Annotated in this window: 14 protein-coding genes; 7 read left to right on the top strand and 7 right to left on the bottom strand. The window is 70.8% G+C overall.

Features of this window, described 5'->3' with window-relative positions; genetic code table 11:
• Nucleotides 1-7: 7 nt before the first annotated feature.
• The 4 genes from ABAZ39_RS25325 to ABAZ39_RS25310 are packed head-to-tail and all read left to right on the top strand — an operon-like array spanning nucleotide 8 to nucleotide 3895.
• Complete coding sequence (locus ABAZ39_RS25325) at nucleotides 8-991, top strand: ABC transporter permease (RefSeq protein WP_040136754.1); 984 nt, start codon at nucleotides 8-10, stop codon at nucleotides 989-991.
• Entirely contained in the window at nucleotides 988-1944 is a 957-nt protein-coding gene (locus ABAZ39_RS25320; protein ID WP_144243626.1) for an ABC transporter permease, read from the top strand. The genes ABAZ39_RS25325 and ABAZ39_RS25320 overlap by 4 nt, the downstream gene beginning before the upstream one ends.
• A complete protein-coding gene (locus tag ABAZ39_RS25315) occupies nucleotides 1941-2951 on the top strand; it encodes an ABC transporter ATP-binding protein (protein WP_040136750.1) in 1011 nt (336 codons plus the stop codon). Before ABAZ39_RS25320 ends, ABAZ39_RS25315 begins: the two co-directional genes overlap by 4 nt.
• Complete coding sequence (locus tag ABAZ39_RS25310) at nucleotides 2948-3895, top strand: ABC transporter ATP-binding protein (RefSeq protein WP_040136748.1); 948 nt, start codon at nucleotides 2948-2950, stop codon at nucleotides 3893-3895. Before ABAZ39_RS25315 ends, ABAZ39_RS25310 begins: the two co-directional genes overlap by 4 nt.
• 90 nt (nucleotides 3896-3985) lie before the next feature.
• On the opposite strand, the gene ABAZ39_RS33775 is transcribed toward ABAZ39_RS25310, so the two are convergent.
• Nucleotides 3986-6523: an AMP-binding protein gene (locus ABAZ39_RS33775; RefSeq protein ID WP_063922720.1), complete on the bottom strand. Its 2538-nt coding sequence runs from the start codon at nucleotides 6521-6523 to the stop codon at nucleotides 3986-3988.
• Nucleotides 6524-6532: 9 nt separating this feature from the next.
• Nucleotides 6533-8029 (bottom strand): aminotransferase class I/II-fold pyridoxal phosphate-dependent enzyme, encoded by a 1497-nt coding sequence (locus tag ABAZ39_RS25300; protein WP_051658524.1) that lies wholly within the window; start codon nucleotides 8027-8029, stop codon nucleotides 6533-6535.
• Nucleotides 8030-8368: 339 nt separating this feature from the next.
• Between ABAZ39_RS25300 and ABAZ39_RS25295 the strand changes: the two genes are divergently transcribed.
• Complete coding sequence (locus ABAZ39_RS25295; RefSeq protein ID WP_247881745.1) at nucleotides 8369-9310, top strand: LysR family transcriptional regulator; 942 nt, start codon at nucleotides 8369-8371, stop codon at nucleotides 9308-9310.
• A 23-nt stretch (nucleotides 9311-9333) separates the two neighbouring features.
• Here ABAZ39_RS25295 and ABAZ39_RS25290 read toward each other — a convergent pair whose 3' ends face one another.
• Complete coding sequence (locus tag ABAZ39_RS25290) at nucleotides 9334-9936, bottom strand: cysteine hydrolase family protein (RefSeq protein ID WP_040136746.1); 603 nt, start codon at nucleotides 9934-9936, stop codon at nucleotides 9334-9336.
• Between the two features lie 84 nt (nucleotides 9937-10020).
• Between ABAZ39_RS25290 and ABAZ39_RS25285 the strand changes: the two genes are divergently transcribed.
• On the top strand, nucleotides 10021-10941 hold the full coding sequence (locus ABAZ39_RS25285; RefSeq protein ID WP_051658523.1) for a LysR family transcriptional regulator: 921 nt from the start codon (nucleotides 10021-10023) through the stop codon (nucleotides 10939-10941).
• An 8-nt stretch (nucleotides 10942-10949) separates the two neighbouring features.
• Here the strand turns inward: ABAZ39_RS25285 and ABAZ39_RS25280 are convergent, their stop codons facing one another.
• On the bottom strand, nucleotides 10950-11132 hold the full coding sequence (locus ABAZ39_RS25280; RefSeq protein WP_040136744.1) for a helix-turn-helix domain-containing protein: 183 nt from the start codon (nucleotides 11130-11132) through the stop codon (nucleotides 10950-10952).
• Between ABAZ39_RS25280 and ABAZ39_RS36440 the strand changes: the two genes are divergently transcribed.
• On the top strand, nucleotides 11109-11474 hold the full coding sequence (locus ABAZ39_RS36440; protein WP_162473416.1) for a hypothetical protein: 366 nt from the start codon (nucleotides 11109-11111) through the stop codon (nucleotides 11472-11474). The two genes, ABAZ39_RS25280 and ABAZ39_RS36440, sit on opposite strands and share 24 nt — an antisense overlap.
• Here the strand turns inward: ABAZ39_RS36440 and ABAZ39_RS25275 are convergent.
• The 3 genes from ABAZ39_RS25275 to mmsB all read right to left on the bottom strand — a co-directional run bounded on the left by ABAZ39_RS25275 (nucleotide 11449) and on the right by mmsB (nucleotide 15101).
• Complete coding sequence (locus ABAZ39_RS25275) at nucleotides 11449-12987, bottom strand: AMP-binding protein (RefSeq protein ID WP_040136742.1); 1539 nt, start codon at nucleotides 12985-12987, stop codon at nucleotides 11449-11451. The genes ABAZ39_RS36440 and ABAZ39_RS25275 overlap by 26 nt on opposite strands.
• 60 nt (nucleotides 12988-13047) lie before the next feature.
• Nucleotides 13048-14028 (bottom strand): quinone oxidoreductase family protein, encoded by a 981-nt coding sequence (locus ABAZ39_RS25270; RefSeq protein ID WP_040136740.1) that lies wholly within the window; start codon nucleotides 14026-14028, stop codon nucleotides 13048-13050.
• A gap of 173 nt (nucleotides 14029-14201) precedes the next feature.
• Nucleotides 14202-15101, bottom strand: a complete 900-nt coding sequence (mmsB, locus tag ABAZ39_RS25265; RefSeq protein WP_040136737.1) for a 3-hydroxyisobutyrate dehydrogenase — start codon at nucleotides 15099-15101, stop codon at nucleotides 14202-14204.
• Between the last annotated feature and the right edge of the window lie 8 nt (nucleotides 15102-15109).

Below are 15109 nucleotides of genomic sequence, written 5' to 3'. Positions count from 1 at the left end.
GGGCTCGATGGCCGGTTGGCTGGTGCGGCGGTCGGCGCAGGCCGCCCTGGTGGTGCTGGCGATGACGGTGTTCGTCTTCGTCGGCCTTCATGTCGCGGGCAACCCGGTGGACATCCTGGTCCCGCCCGAGGCCGACGCGGCGGAGCGGGCGCGCATCGCCGCGTCCTTCGGCTTGGATCAGCCGCTGTGGCGGCAGTATCTGCTGTTTGTGGCGCGCGCGCTCCAAGGCGATCTGGGGCGCAGCTTCATCTACAACCAGCCGGCCCTGGCGCTGGTCGTCGAGCGGCTGCCGGCGACGCTGGAGCTGTCGCTGGCCGCCCTGATCCTGGCCGCCGGGCTGGGGATCGGCCTCGGCCTCTACGCCGGGCTGCGCCCGCGCGCGGCGGCGGCGCGGCTGATCATGGCGGGCAGCGTGGTCGGGCTGAGCCTGCCCGGATTCTGGGTCGGGCTGATGCTGGTGGTCGGCTTCTCGGTGCGGCTCGGCTGGCTGCCCAGCTCGGGACGGGGGGAGACGGTGGCGGTGCTGGGGGTGGGCTGGTCCTTCCTGACCGCCGATGGGCTGGCCCATCTGATCCTGCCCGCCGCCAACCTCGCCCTGTTCAAGCTGGCGCTCATCCTGCGGCTGACCCGCGCCGGCGTGCGGGAGGTGGTGCATCTCGATTACGTCCGCTTCGCCCGCGCGCGCGGGCTGGCCCCGTCGCGGGTGGTCGGCGTGCACATCCTGCGCACCATCCTGATTCCCATCGTTACGGTGATCGGGCTGGAGTTCTGCTCCACCGTCGCCTTCTCCATGGTGACGGAGAGCATCTTCGCCTGGCCCGGCATGGGGCGGCTGATGGTGGAGAGCATCCATGTGCTCGACCGGCCGGTGATCGTCGCCTATCTGGTCGCGGTGGTCCTGCTGTTCGTCGCGGTGAACCTGCTGGCCGACATCCTCTACCGGCTGCTCGACCCGCGCGTCGGCACCGCCGGGGCGGGGAGCGGAGCATGAGCAGCCTCGCCGAAGATGGTCCACCGCCCGCCCCGGCGCTTGCCGCGCCCGAATCTTCCCCGTCGCCGCCCCTGTCGCCAATGCGCGTCCTGTGGCGGGATTTCGCCGCCTCGCGGGTGGCGCTGGGCAGCCTCGCCGTCGTCCTGCTGCTGGTGGCCGCCGCCGCTCTGGCGCCCTGGATCGCGCCGCAGAATCCCTTTGACCTGACCCAGCTCGACCTGCTCGACGGGCGGTTGCCGCCGGGAGCGGAGGGAGCGCTGGTCGGCACCTACTGGCTGGGCACCGACGACCAGGGGCGCGACATGTTGTCGGCCATCCTGTTCGGGCTGCGGCTGAGCCTGCTGGTCGGCATCGGCTCGGCGGTGATCGCCGGCGCGCTCGGCACGCTGGTCGGGCTGGCCGCCGCCCATTCCAGAGCCCAGGCGGGCGGGCGCGCCGACGCGGCGCTGATGCGGCTGGCCGACCTGCAACTGTCCTGCCCGTCCATCCTGATCGCGCTGATGGTGATCGCCTTCCTCGGGCGTGGCACCGGCAACGTGCTGCTGGCGCTGGTGCTGGTGGAGTGGGCCTATTACGCCCGCGCCGCCCGCTCGGCGGCGCTGGTGGAGCTGAAGGCGGAGTATGTGGAGGCGGCGCGCGGACTCGTCCTGCCCTCCTGGTGGATTCTGCTGCGCCACGTCCTGCCGAACTGCCTGCCGTCGCTGGTGGTGATCGCCACGACCCAGGTCGCCCGCGCCATCGCGCTGGAGGCGACGCTGAGCTTCCTCGGCCTCGGCGTGCCGGTGACGGAGCCGTCGCTCGGCCTGCTGATCGCCAACGGGCGGCAGTATGTGCTGTCCGGGGAGACCTGGATCAGCCTCTACCCCGGCGTGGCCCTGCTGCTGATGATGGCCGCGATCAATCTGGCCGGTGACCGTTTCCGCGACGCCCTCAATCCAAGGCTCGGCCAATGACCGCCACCCTTCCGTTGCTGGAGGTGCGCGGCCTGCGCACCGAGCTTCCCGCGCGCCAGGGCGCGCTGAACGTGCCCCTGAACGTGCTGGACGGGGTGAGCTTCTCCCTCGGCCGCGGGCGCATCATGGGGCTGGTCGGCGAGTCCGGGTCGGGCAAGTCGGCCACGGCCTTCTCCATCATGGGGCTGCTCGAGCCGCCGGCGCGGGTGGCCGGCGGCTCGATCCGCTTCGCCGGGCGGGAACTGGCCGGGTTGCCGGAGCGGGAGCTGCGCCGCCTGCGCGGCAACCGCATCGCCATGATCTTCCAGGACCCGATGATGACGCTGAATCCCGTGCTGACCATCGGCGCCCAGATCGTCGAGACCGTGCTGGCCCACGCCCGCGTCGGCCGTGCCGAGGCGCGGCAGCGGGCGCGCGACGCGCTGGGCAGGGTCGGCGTGCCGGGACCGGAGGAGCGGCTGGACGCCCACCCGCACGAGCTGTCCGGCGGCCTGCGCCAGCGGGTGGCGATCGCCATCGCGCTGCTGCACGAGCCGGACCTGATCATCGCCGACGAGCCGACCACCGCGCTCGACGCCACCATCCAGGCGCAGATTCTACGGGAGATCCGCGGCCTTGCCGGCGGAGCGTTCGGTGGGGGCGGGCGGGCGGCGGTGCTGTGGATCACCCACGACCTCTCGGTGGCCGAACAGCTTTCCGACGAGATCGCCGTGATGTATGCGGGCCGCATCGTCGAGCAGGCTCCGGCGGCGGAGTTGCTGTCCCGCCCGGCGCACCCCTACACCGCCGGTCTGCTCGCCAGCCTGCCGCGGGGACCGCGGGGCAGCCGGCTGACGCCGATTCCCGGCCTGCCGCCGACGCTGTCCGGACGCCCGGCGGGCTGCGCCTTCCGTCCGCGCTGCGCTGCCGCCGTGCCGGCCTGCGCCGCCGACCCACCCTGGCAGGGGCGGGCGGACGGGCGGGGCGGCGTGCGCTGCCTGAATCCCGGTCCGGAGGGCTCGCGATGAACGCGCCCTTGGCCGAGCTGCGCGGCGTCTCGCGGCTGTTCCCCATTCCGGGGCGGCGGGGCGCCGTCCTGCGCGCCGTGGACGGGGTGGATCTGGCGGTGCGGCGCGGGGAACTCGTCGGGCTGGTCGGGGAGTCGGGCTGCGGGAAATCGACCGTGGCGCGGATCGCCGCCGGGCTCCTGCCGCCCAGCGCCGGCCGCGTGCTGATCGACGGGCAGGACGTCGCCGAACGGTCCACCGCCGAGGCGCGGGCCGCCCGGCTGCGCGTGCAGATGGTCTTCCAGAACCCCCACGCCAGCCTGAACCCGCGCTTCACCGTCGAGGAGATCGTCGGGGAGGCGGTGCGCTACCATCGGCTGGTGCCGCGCGCCGCGCTGGCCGACCATGTGGCGGCGCAGCTTCTGCGCGTCGGCCTCGACCCGGCGCTGCGCCGCCACCATCCGCACCGCTTCAGCGGCGGGCAGCGCCAGCGCATCGGCATCGCCCGCGCGCTGGCCGTGCGGCCCGACCTGCTGGTCTGCGACGAGCCGGTGACGGCACTCGACGTGTCGGTGCGCGCCGGCATCCTCAACCTGTTCCTCGATCTGCGCGACCGGGACGGTCTGGCGATCCTGTTCATCAGCCACGACCTGTCGGTGGTCGGCCACATCTGCGACCGGGTGGTGGTGATGTATCTCGGCCGCGTGGTCGAGGAGGGGCCGGTGGACGCCCTGTTCGAGCGCCCGCGCCATCCCTACACCCAGGCCCTGCTGGCCGACTCCCGAAGCGCCCTGCCGGAGGGAACCGTGCCGGTGCGCGGCGAGGCGCCGTCCCTGGCGGAGCGGCCCGCCGGCTGCCCCTTCCACCCGCGCTGCCCCATGGCGCGGCCCGATTGCCGGCGGGAGGTTCCGGCGTTGCGCGGGGTGGGGGAGGGGCATCGGGTGGCCTGTCTGCTGGCGGGGTGAGCGGTTCGAGCGGGTGGAGTGGTTGCCCCACCCTTCCCACGGCTTCGCCGCGGGCCCTTAGCGGGGGAGGGTTAGGGAGGGGGCAAGGACTTACCGCCCCCCGGCACCGACCGGAACCGGCGTCAGCGCGCCGCCGCCAACCGCCCGTTCCGCCCGGCGGAAGCGGAAGAGACCGCGGCTGTTCAGGTTGTTCACGATCAGCGCGCCGATGGTCAGGCCGGCGCCGGCCAGCTCGACGTCCCCGAACGCGCGGCCCTGGGCCAGCCCGATGGCGAAGGCGGTGATCGGCACGAGGTTGATGAACAGCACCCCGTTCACCGGCCCCAGCAGCTTGATCCCGATGTTCCAGCTGAACACCGCCAGAACCGCCGCGATCAGCACCAGATAGGCGATCTCCGCCCGCACCGACCACACCGTCTCCAGCGACGGCACCGCGACGAACCCCGCCGCGGTGGCCAGCGCCGTCACGGCGGCGATGGTGACGGTGCCCAGCGCCGCGCTGACCGTCGTGTAGCGCAGCGGCGACCAACCCGGCACCGTGGCCGCGCCCAGCGTGTAGACGACCCAGCTCGCCGCCCCGCCCAGGATCAGCAGGTCGGGCAGCAGCGCGCCGCCGTCCAGCGCCGACAGGCTGCCCCGCGTCACCACCAGCGCCACACCGGCCAGGGCCGCGGCGATGCACAGGAAGGTCACCCGGTTCGGGCGCACCCCCTTGATGGCCCAGGTCAGCAGCGCCGTGATCAGCGGCATCAGCGCCATGATGATCGCGCCATGCTCCGCCTTGGAATGGGCCAGCCCGACGAAGGCCAGGATGCTGAAGCCGGCGAAGCCCATGGAGCCGTAGAAGAACAGCTTGCCGCCGTGGCCCTCCGTGGCCAGCGCCCGCCAGCCCTCCACCCGGACCAGGATGCCGATCAGGATCAGCGAGGCGAAGCCGTAGCGCAGCAGCGTCAGGTAGAAGCCGTCGATGCTCGCCAACGCCGCCTTGGCCACCGGGAACATGCCGCCCCAGGAGATGGCGGTCAGCGCCAGCAGCGCGATGCCCAGCAGCACGCCGTCCACCGTGCCGCCGGTCCGCGCCTTCGCCGCGGGCTTGCCGGCCGCCGGCTTGGCGGCCTCCTCCCCGGCGCGGCCGATGGCCTCCTCCAGCGCCGCCGCGCGGACCTTGCCGGACGGGCTGTAGGGAATCTGGTCGAGCGGTTCGAAACGCGCCAGGGCGATCCGCTCGCGCCGCAGGATCTCGGCGGCGCGGGCCCGCACCTCGTCGGCGGCTCCGGCCCCGGCGGACGCCTTCAGCACCACCGCGCAGTCCACCGCCACCGGCCCGGCCCCGGCCCGGCGCAGCAGCGCCACGTCCTCCACCCCGCGGATGTGGCGGATGGCGTTCTCCAGCGCGTAGAGGTTCACGCTGTCCGCCCCCTGCGAGCGGTTGAGCAGGTAGAGCCGCCCGTCCTCGTCCAGATAGCCGGCCTCCGACGTGATCAGGTAGCGCTCCCCGTCGATCTGCACCCGGTTGGCCGGGGCGCCCAGATAGGTGTCCATGTTCATGTAGCTGGCGATGGCCACCGACCCGACGATTCCCGCCGGCACCGGCTTGCGCTCCGGGTCGAGGATCAGGATGCGGTTGCCGTCATAGACGCGCCCGACGCTGGCCGGGTGGGTCAGCAGGTCCGCCGGCTCGGCGATGGTGTTCACCCCGGTCTCGGTGGTGCCGTAATACTCGTAGACGACCGGCCCCAGCACCTGGAGCGCCTCCTGCTTGGCCGGGGCGGGGAAATGCTTGCCGCCGACCAGGACGAAGCGGAGCTGGTTGGGCGTGACGCGCGCCCGGCCGCGGGCGACCTCGCGCAGCACGCCCGACAGGATCGGCGGGGTCATGGTGCTGGAGGTGATCCACTCCCGGCGGATCAGCTCGGCGGTTTCCAGCGGATCGTCGGGCGGGGCCAGCACCAGCGTCGCGCCGAGCTGGAGGAACAGCCGCGCCCAGCCGCCGCCCGCCGCGTGGTAGAGCGGGATGGTGGCGAGGTGACGGTCGGCGGAGGAGAAGCCGTAGCGCGCCGTGAAGTAGGCGAAGCGCCGCGCGTCGAAGGAGGCGGTGCGGATCACCGGCTTCGGCGTGCCGGACGTGCCGGAGGTGAAGGAGATGGCGCGGAACGGCCGGGCCGGGGCGTTCGGCGCGCGCCGCCCGGCGGCCAGCCCGGTGAAGGCGGCGTAGGGTGTGGCGCCGGGCAGGCGGCTGTCGAGATCGACCACCGCGCGGCCAGCCGCCAGCGTGCGGACGTTGATGCCGCGGTCGGCCAGGAAGCCGGAGGAGACGATCAGCAGGTCGGCCTCGATGCGCTCCAGCAGGTCCGTCAGGGCGGCCGGCGACAGGGAGTAGTCGAGCCCGCACAGCGTCGTCTTCAGCGTGGCGGCGGCGGACGCGGCAACCACCAGCTCCGCGCGGTTGTGCGACAGGAAGGCGACGGTGCGCAGCTCGTCCAGCGCGACAGTGCCGGCCAGCCCTTCCGCCGCGTCGCGCACGGCCTCGGCGTACTGCTGCCAGCTCAGGGTCTCATGGCCGGCGACGATGGCCGCCAGATCGGCGCGCGAGGCGGCGATTTCCTCGATTCGGGACAGGGGAATCATGGTCGTCTCTCAGCGTGGGCGGTGTTCGATGGTGTAGATGCGGGCGCCGGCGGATCGGAACGCTTCGATCCGTCGCAGCGTGTCGCCGCCGATCTCCTCGCCGGGGACGATGATCGGCACGCCCGGCGGGTAGGGGATGATGAAGGAGGTGGACAACCGCCGTTCCCCGGCCTGTTCGTCGGGCCGCTCCACGGCGGGCGACAGCTCGCGCTGGATCGCGCGCAGGGCGTCGAGCAGGGCCGCCACCTCCTGGTCGCCGATGCCGATGTGCAGGTTCAGCAGCAGCGAGGTCCGGGTGCAGCGGTTCACGTAGAGGCCGTGCCGGCTGTACAGCCGCTCGCGCAGTTCCGGCGCCTCGATGGGCAGGCCGGAAACCCTCAGCGACAGCTTCGTCGGGTCGATGGCGGCGTGGCCGGCGAAGGCGTCCGGCACCGCCGGGGCGTTGACCGAGAAGGCGCTCAGCGCCGGATCGCCGGCCACCGTCTCGCTCACCCGCCGGGCGAGCCGAAGGGAGCGTTCGACCAGATCCCGCCCCTCCAGCTCCATCTGCGCGCGGGCGAGATCGAGCGAGGCGAGGATCGGGTAGCTGGGCGAGGTGGTGTGATGGCGGTAGCGGCCGAGCCGCAGCCGTTCCGCCAGCTCCGGATCGCCGCTGAAATGGATCAGCGACCCCTGGCGCAGCGCGCTCAGCGACTTGTGGGCGGAGTGGGTGGCGACGACGGTGAAGCGTTCCAGCGCCCGGTCGGCGGCGCGGGCGTGCAGGGCGGTGCGCCCGCGCGTCGCCTCGTGGAAATAGCTCCAGGCGCCCCAGGCTTCGTCCACGAAGACGGTGGTCAGCGACGGGCTGGCCTCCGCCAACGCGGTGAGGATGGCCCGGATGTCGTAGACGACGCCGTCGTAGGACTGGCCGTTCAGCACCAGGAGTTCGTAGGGCGTGCCCGCGCGCTCCGCCGCCGCCGCCTGCTCCAGAAGGGCGGGCAGGGACAGGGCGGCGCGTTCCGAATGCTCGCAGAAGACCCGCGGCTCGATGTAGTCGACCGTCGCGTGCTTGTCGGACAGGGCGAAATGGATCGACTGGTGGGTGCCCTTGTCGGCCAGCACCCGGACGTCGGGGCGGGCGATCAGGGCCTCCAGCGCGATCAGGTTGGCCGTCGTCGTCCCGGCGGTGACGAACAGCGTGCCCGTCGCCCCGAAGGCGCGGGCCGCCAGCTCCTCCGCGCGGGCCAGCGAGCGGTGCGGGAAGAAGAAGCTGTCCAGCGGCGGGGCGGTGATCGTCGCCTCGCTGAACAGGCCGCGCCCGAACAGCGCGTCATAGGCGTCGGCGAGGGCCGACTCCCGGATGGAGCCGCGCCGGCTGACCGGCAGCGCGTGGAAGGACGCCCGGGTGCTTCCGGCCGCCGCCAGCAGGGCGTCGGCGAGCGGTGTTTCCGGAATGGCCGGAGGCCCGGAGGAGTTTCCGGCGGAAGAATTCTGAGTTGGCGGGCGTTGGTCGGCAGGGTCTGACATTGGGAACTCGCTCGTGGTGGCGGCTTCCGTTGGGAAGGCGTCCGTGTGAAACACTGATCCTGCATGTTGTTTGAATTTATTTACGCAGTGATCTAATAGAGAAATCAGTCGAAGGCCCGATCCCTGTCCAATAAATAATTTCGAGCCCCAATATCGGCGAAATTGATGGGTGGGCCGATCCACACGAATGTATTTTCAAATAATTGTAAAAATGAATTAGCGTTCATGGACTGAACAAATACTTTGTATGTTTGATTGATTGACTGTTGGCGGCGAGCGTTAAATATTATTAACACGACGATGCGATTGAATTTTGTGCAATGGTACTTGCAGTGTCGTATGATGCGTGTCCCGGCGACCGTGCCGGGAGAGGGCAAGCCGGACGGCGGAGCGCTCATGGAACTGCATCACCTGAAGACCTTCGCGACCGTGGCGCGCGAGGGCAGCCTGACCCGAAGCGCGCAGATCCTGCTGCTCAGCCAGCCGGCGGTCAGCGGCCATATCAAGCTGCTGGAGGAGGAGCTTGGCACCGTGCTGTTCGAACGCACGGCCAAGGGCATGCAGTTGACCCGCGAGGGACTGATCCTGCTGGAGGAGGCGGAGCGCACGCTCGACGCCGCCAAGGCGCTGGTCAACCGCGCCCGCGGCCTGCAGGGTGACGCCGCCGGGCCACTCGCTCTGGGCATCGCCAGCGATCCGGCAGCGTTGCGGCTGGGAACGCTGCTGTCCACGCTGCTGTCCACGCACCCCCGGCTGCGCTTGCGGGTGTCGCATCACCTGTCCGCCGACGTGGTGGATCAGGTGCAGGACGGGCGCCTGGACGCCGGCTTCGTTCTGGAGGAGCGGCCCGACCGGGCGCTGCGTCATCTGCCGGTGGCGCCGGTGCGGCTGCGCGTCGTCGGGCCGGCGGCTTGGCGGGACCGGCTGGCCGGGGCGGGTTGGAGCGATCTGGCCGCTCTGCCCTGGGTCGGCACACCGCCGCGCTGCAGTTTCCACCTGATCGCCGCGCGGGCCTTCGCCCGGAACGGCGTCGCCCCCGGCACGATCATCGAGGTCGACCAGGAAAGCGCCCTGAAGGGGCTGGTGACCGAAGGGCTGGGCCTCGCCCTGCTGCGCGAGGAGCAGGCGCTGGCGGCCGCGGCGGCGGGGGAGGTGGCGCTGTGGCCCGGCGAGGCCCTGCGCAGCCACCTCCATCTGATCCTGCCGCTGGACAAGGAGGGGGAGCCGGCGCTCCAGGCGCTGCGGGCGGCGGTGCGGGCCGTATGGCAGGACCCGCCATGACCCGCGCCCGCTGCCCGATGCTCTTATCCCCAGGCGCGGCTGTCCTTGACGACCACGGCGAAGCGGTCGGCCAGGGCGGCGAGGTTGGCGCGGTGCAGCGCCTCGGCCGGGATCACGCCGCCGGCCCCGTCGGGGAGGTCGCGGGTGGCGCTGGCCGCATCCACCACCGTGGTCCGCCAGCCGAGGTCGAGGGCGGCGCGGACCGTGCTGCTGACGCACATGTGGGTCTGGAAGCCGGCGACGATCAGCTCCTTGCGCCCGGTGGCGCGGATGAGGGCGTCCAGCTCCGTCCCGGCGAAGGCGTTGGGCAGGTGCTTCACCACCACCGTCTCGCCGTCCAGCGGGATCAACGGCGCGACGATGCCGGACAGCGGGCCTTCCGGGTTGAACAGGGCGCCGCCGGGCTTGCCGTGGTGGACGATGTGGAAGACCGGAGTGCCGGCCTTGCGCGCCCGTTCCAGCAGACGCGCGGCCTCGGCCACCGCGGCCTCCACCCCGACCAGGGGAAGGGCGCCCTCGGTGTATTCGCGCTGGGCGTCGATCAGCAGCAGCGCCGCGGTGTCGAGGGGACTCGGCGTGGCGGGGGCTCCGGCGAGGGCGAGCAGGGTCTTCGGTGTGGCGCTCATGGCGGTTGCGGCTCCGGAAAAGGGAACGGTCGGGGCGCAGTGTGCCCTGTGTGCTTTTGGCCGGACATTCGATAGGTTTGCGCAATGACTGTTCATAAACAGACAGGCACCCCGAAACAGACGGGCACCCTGAACTGGGACGATCTGCGGATCTTCCTGGAACTGGCCCGCACCGGCAGCCTGTCGGCGGCGGCGCGCGCGCTGCGGATCAGCCACGCGACGGTCGGGCGCCGGGTCGCCGCGCTGGAGGAGGGGCTGGGCCGCAGTCTGGTGGATCGGCGGGCCGACGGTTACAGCCTCACCGCCGACGGCGAGGCGGTCTTGGCGCTGGCCGACGGGATGGACGAGCGGGCGCTGGCCATCCTGCGCCAGGTGTCGAGCCAGGGCGGGCGGGGGGCCGGATTGACCGGCACCGTCCGGCTGACCACCACCCAGGCTTTGGCCGACCGCTTCCTGATGCCGCGGCTGGGGCCGTTTCGCGCCCGCCATCCGGGAATCGACCTGGAGGTGACGGTGGACAACCGCTCGCTCAGCCTCGCGCGGCGGGAGGCCGACATCGCCATCCGGCTTGCCCGGCCGCAGCGCGGCGACCTGATCGCGCGGCGGCTCGCCACCATGGGCTATGGCCTGTTCGCCGCCGCCGGGGCGCCCGACACGGTGATCGGCTACGACGAGGCGCTGGCCGAGCTGCCGGAGGCGGTCTGGCTGGCCCGCCACATGGCCGGCCGCCGCGTCGCCTTCCGCTCCAACAGCCTTCAGACCCAACTCGCGGCGGCGAAGGCGGGATTCGGGGTGGCGCTGCTGCCCTTCTGGCTGGCGGCGGAGGAGCCGGACCTGCTGCCGGTGCTCTGCGATGCCCCGCCGCTGGAGCGCGAGGCGTGGCTGGTGCTGCACCCGGACCTGCGCGACGTGCCGCGGGTGCGGGCTGTGATCGAGCATCTTGTTGCGCTGTTCACGGCGGAATTTGCCGCGGAGTTCGCCACCGGACCCGCGGCGGCCGGTTGAAGGGACGGTTACTTCCGCGGCGCGAAGAAGTCGGACAGTTCGACGGGGAAGCTGTCGAGGATCTTCTTCAGCGACGCGACGGACGGGCTGGTCTTCTCCTTCTCGATCAACGAGATCAGGGCGTTGCTGATGCCGGCCCGGCGCGCCAGGGCGCGCTGCGACAGGCCGTGCGCTTCACGCAGATCCTGCAACTTTCTTCCGATGTCGAGCATGCTGGCTACACCCGGCTGGCGATGGGAACGGAAGGCTCTGCCGCAAGGATAGGCGATCCCACTCTCCTCTTCCACAAAAAGTGTGATTTTCAGATAATCAACGATATTATTTTGTTTAAACTGCCCGGCAATCAGGGCAATCAGGGAATGCAGCCGGAATCGGCGCCCACGATGCGGCGGACCGGGAAGCGTTCGGACACCAACCCGGTGGCGGCCACCCGCAGGGACACGACGACTCCGCACATCTGCCAAGGCGTCTCGCCCTCCAGCCCCATTGCCTTCGTGCATCGACACCTCAACCGGTTGCGTCCCGCTTCCTGAACACATCCTTGTGCAGCGCGCTGAGTTCGTTCTTTAAAATCTTTCCCATGGCGTTCCGGGGCAGGGCATCCTGGACGATCACGGCCTTGGGCAGCTTGTATCCGGCGAGTTCGCGCGCCGCCCGTGCGAGAATGGCGGCCGGATCGAGCGGCTCGCCGCCCGGTTGGCGCTCGACGGCGGCCACCACGCCCTCGCCGAAATCGGGGTGGGGAACGCCGAAGACGGCGGTCTCGCCCACCCCCTCGATGCCATTGAGCACGATCTCGACCTCGCGCGGATAAACATTGTAGCCGCCGGAAATGATGAGTTCCTTCGCGCGGCTGACCAGCGTGAGACGGCCGTCCGGGGCGGCGCGCGCCAGATCCCCCGTCATGAAGAAGCCGTCCGGCCGGAATTCCGCCGCCGTTTTCTCCGGCATCCGCCAATAGCCCTTGAACACACTCGGACCGCGCAGTTCGAGGCCGCCGACCGTGCCCGCAGGCTGCGGCTGTCCGGCGGCGTCCACAACCCGGACCTCCAGCCCCGGCAGCGGATAGCCGACCGTGCCGGGCAGGCGCTCGCCGTCGAGGGGGTTGGAGGCGATGATCGTGGTTTCGGTCATGCCGTAGCGTTCGAGAATCCGATGCCCGGTCCGGGCCTCGAACGCCTCGAAGATTTCCCGTGACAGAGGAGCCGAGCCGCAGGTGAACAGGCGCATGGTTCCGCAGCGCTCCCTGGCGAGCCGCGGGTCGGCCAGGAGGCGCGTGTAGAGCGTCGGGACTCCCATGAACACGGTGCTGTGCGGCAAATGCTCGATCACGGCGTCAGCCGTGAATTTGGGAAGGAAAACGCAGGATCCGCCCGCATACAGCATCGAGTTCAAGGCGATGAACAGGCCGTGTGCGTGGAAGATGGGCAGGGCGTGCAACAGCACATCGGCGTCGGAGATGCCCCAAAGCGCGTTCAGCGTGCGGGTGCCAAAGGCCAGATTGCCGTGGGAGATCATGGCGCCCTTGGGGCGCCCCGTCGTTCCGGAGGTGTAGAGGATCGCCGCCACATCGTCGGGGCCGACCTCGGCGACACGCTCCCAGGGCGGTAGTCCGCGGCACGCCGCCGTCACGGTTCCTTCGCCGTCCGGATCGAGCGTGAAGGTTCGGCACCCGGCCGGCGGCACCAGATCGCCGACGACCGGAGTCTGTCCGACGAACACCGTGGGTTCCGCATCGTCGAGAAAGTAGCGCAGTTCGGCCAGCGTGTAGGCCGTGTTGAGCGGCAGGTAGACCGCCCCGAGTTGCAGGACGGCGAGATAAAGGCACACCGCCTCCGGCGACTTTGCCACCTGCACGGCGACCCGGTTTCCCGGGCCGACGCCGGCCTCGTGAAGGACGTGCGCCATGCGTCCGGCGGTCCGCCACAGGTCCGCGTATGTCCAGGTTCGCCCGGTATCGGTTCGCCCGGTATCGATTTTCAGGGCCACCCGCGCATCGGACGTCGCTCCGGGTTTCAAAAGCAGGCTGTAGAGATTGTGCGTCATTCCGGTGTTCCTGTCGCCGCGATGCGGGCCATGTGATTCCGAGGCGGAGGACGATTCGCTTCAGGGAATGAGCACGATCGATCCCGTCGTGCGGCGGGCTTCCAGGTCGCGGTGCACCGATGCGGCCTCGGTGAGCGGCGCCCGGTGGGCAATGCCGACCTGGACCCGGCCCGAGGCCAGGGCCTCGAACAGCCCGCCGGCCAGGGTCTCGATGTCGTCGCGGCTGCGGGTGACCGTGGCCAGCGTCGGCTTGGCGAGGAAGATCGAGCCCTTTTGCGCCAGCACGCTGATATCCAAGGGCGGCACCGGGCCGCTCGCCTGCCCGAAGCTGACCATCAGGCCGAAGGGCTTCAGACAGTCCAGCGACGCCATGAAGGTGTCCTGCCCGACGGAATCATAGACCACGTCGACACCGCGACCGTCGGTGATGTCGCGGACGCGCGCGGCGAAATCCTCCTCGCGGTAGAGGATGACGTGATCGCAGCCGGCGCCCCGGGCGACGGCCGCCTTTTCCGGCGAGCCGACCGTGCCGATCACCGTCGCTCCCAAAGCGTGCGCCCACTGGCACAGCATCTGGCCGACGCCGCCCGCCGCGGCGTGCACGAGAAGGGTTTCCCCCGCCTTGACCGGGTGAACGCGATGCAGCAGATACTGCGCCGTCGTCCCCTTGACCATCGCGGCGGCGGCCACCTCGTCCGACACCGTGTCCGGCAGTTTCACCAGGCGGTGCGTGGGAACGATGCGCCGCTCGGCGTAGGCGCCGAGCAGCATCCAATAGGCGACGCGGTCGCCGGGCGCCACATCGGTGACGCCGGGGCCGACCGCCTCGACGACGCCGGCGCCCTCCACGCCCAGCACGGCCGGCCGCGGGATCGCGTACTGCCCGGAGAGGGCCGAGCGGTGATAGGTGTCGATGAGGTTGACGCCGATCGCCGTGTGGCGGACCAAGGCCTCCCCCGGGCCGGGCGGCGGCACGGCCACCTCCTCCCAGACCAGGGCTTCGGGACCACCGGGCTGGTGGACGCGGATCGCATGACCCATGATCGGTTTCCCTTTCATTCAATCAAGCGCAAAGCCTGACACGTCAGGCTTTGCGCTTGCCCTCAGACGGCGGGCGCGGCCGTCCGGCCGCTTGCCTTCGCAGGCATGAGCCTGCGGGGCCGCCGTCGCGGCCCTTACCGTCGAGGGTAAGTCAGGACTTACGCTCGACGGCATCACGCCGATGTCAGCCGTCCGGTGATCAGGGCGAAGACGGCGCTGAAATCCTTGTTTCCGTGACCGTGCTCCACAAGCATCTGGTAGAGCGCGGCGGCGCTGCCGGCGAGCGGCGTGGCGGCCCCGCTGGTCGCGGCCGCGTTCTGGGACAGGCGCATGTCCTTCAGCATCATCGCCGCCGCGAAGCCCGGCTGGTAGTCGCGGTTGGCCGGCGATGCCGGCACCGGCCCCGGAACTGGGCAATAGCTCTGCAAGGCCCAGCAATTGCCCGAGGACACGGTCATGACGTCGTAGACCGTCTGGTGGTCGAGCCCGAGCTTCTCGGCCAGGGCGAACACCTCGCTGATGGCGACCATGCTCATGCCCGCCATCATGTTGTTGCAGATCTTCAGGGCCACGCCGTTCCCGGATGCCCCGACATGGAAGATTTTGGGACCCATGGCGGCCAGCACCGGGCGGGCGCGCTCGAAGCCCTCGGCGGTGCCGCCGACCATGAAGGTCAGGGTCCCGGCCTGCGCCGCCGGGACCGCGCCGGAAACCGGGGCGTCCACCATGACGAAGCCGGCATCGGCCGCCGCTTTGCTGACCGCCCGCGCGCTCTCCACGTCGATGGTGGAGCAGTCGATCAGCATCGTGCCCGGACGGGCGTGCGTCAGCACGCCCCCCTCATCCTCGTAGGCGGCCCGCACATGCTTTCCTGTCGGGATCATGCTGATGACGGTGTCGGCATCGGCCAGCGCCTCGGCCAACGTGGCCGCCACGCGGCCACCGGCGGCGGCGTAGGCGTCGCGCGCCGCGGCCACCACGTCGTACCCAATGACGTCGTGCCCGGCCCTGGTGAGGTTGTCGCACATGGGACGGCCCATGTTGCCGAGTCCGATGAAAGCAATCCGCGCCATGATTTTCC

This window comes from Azospirillum argentinense, from assembly GCF_000632475.1.
Lineage (GTDB): Bacteria > Pseudomonadota > Alphaproteobacteria > Azospirillales > Azospirillaceae > Azospirillum > Azospirillum baldaniorum.
This window is presented reverse-complemented; position numbering and strand designations above follow the sequence as displayed.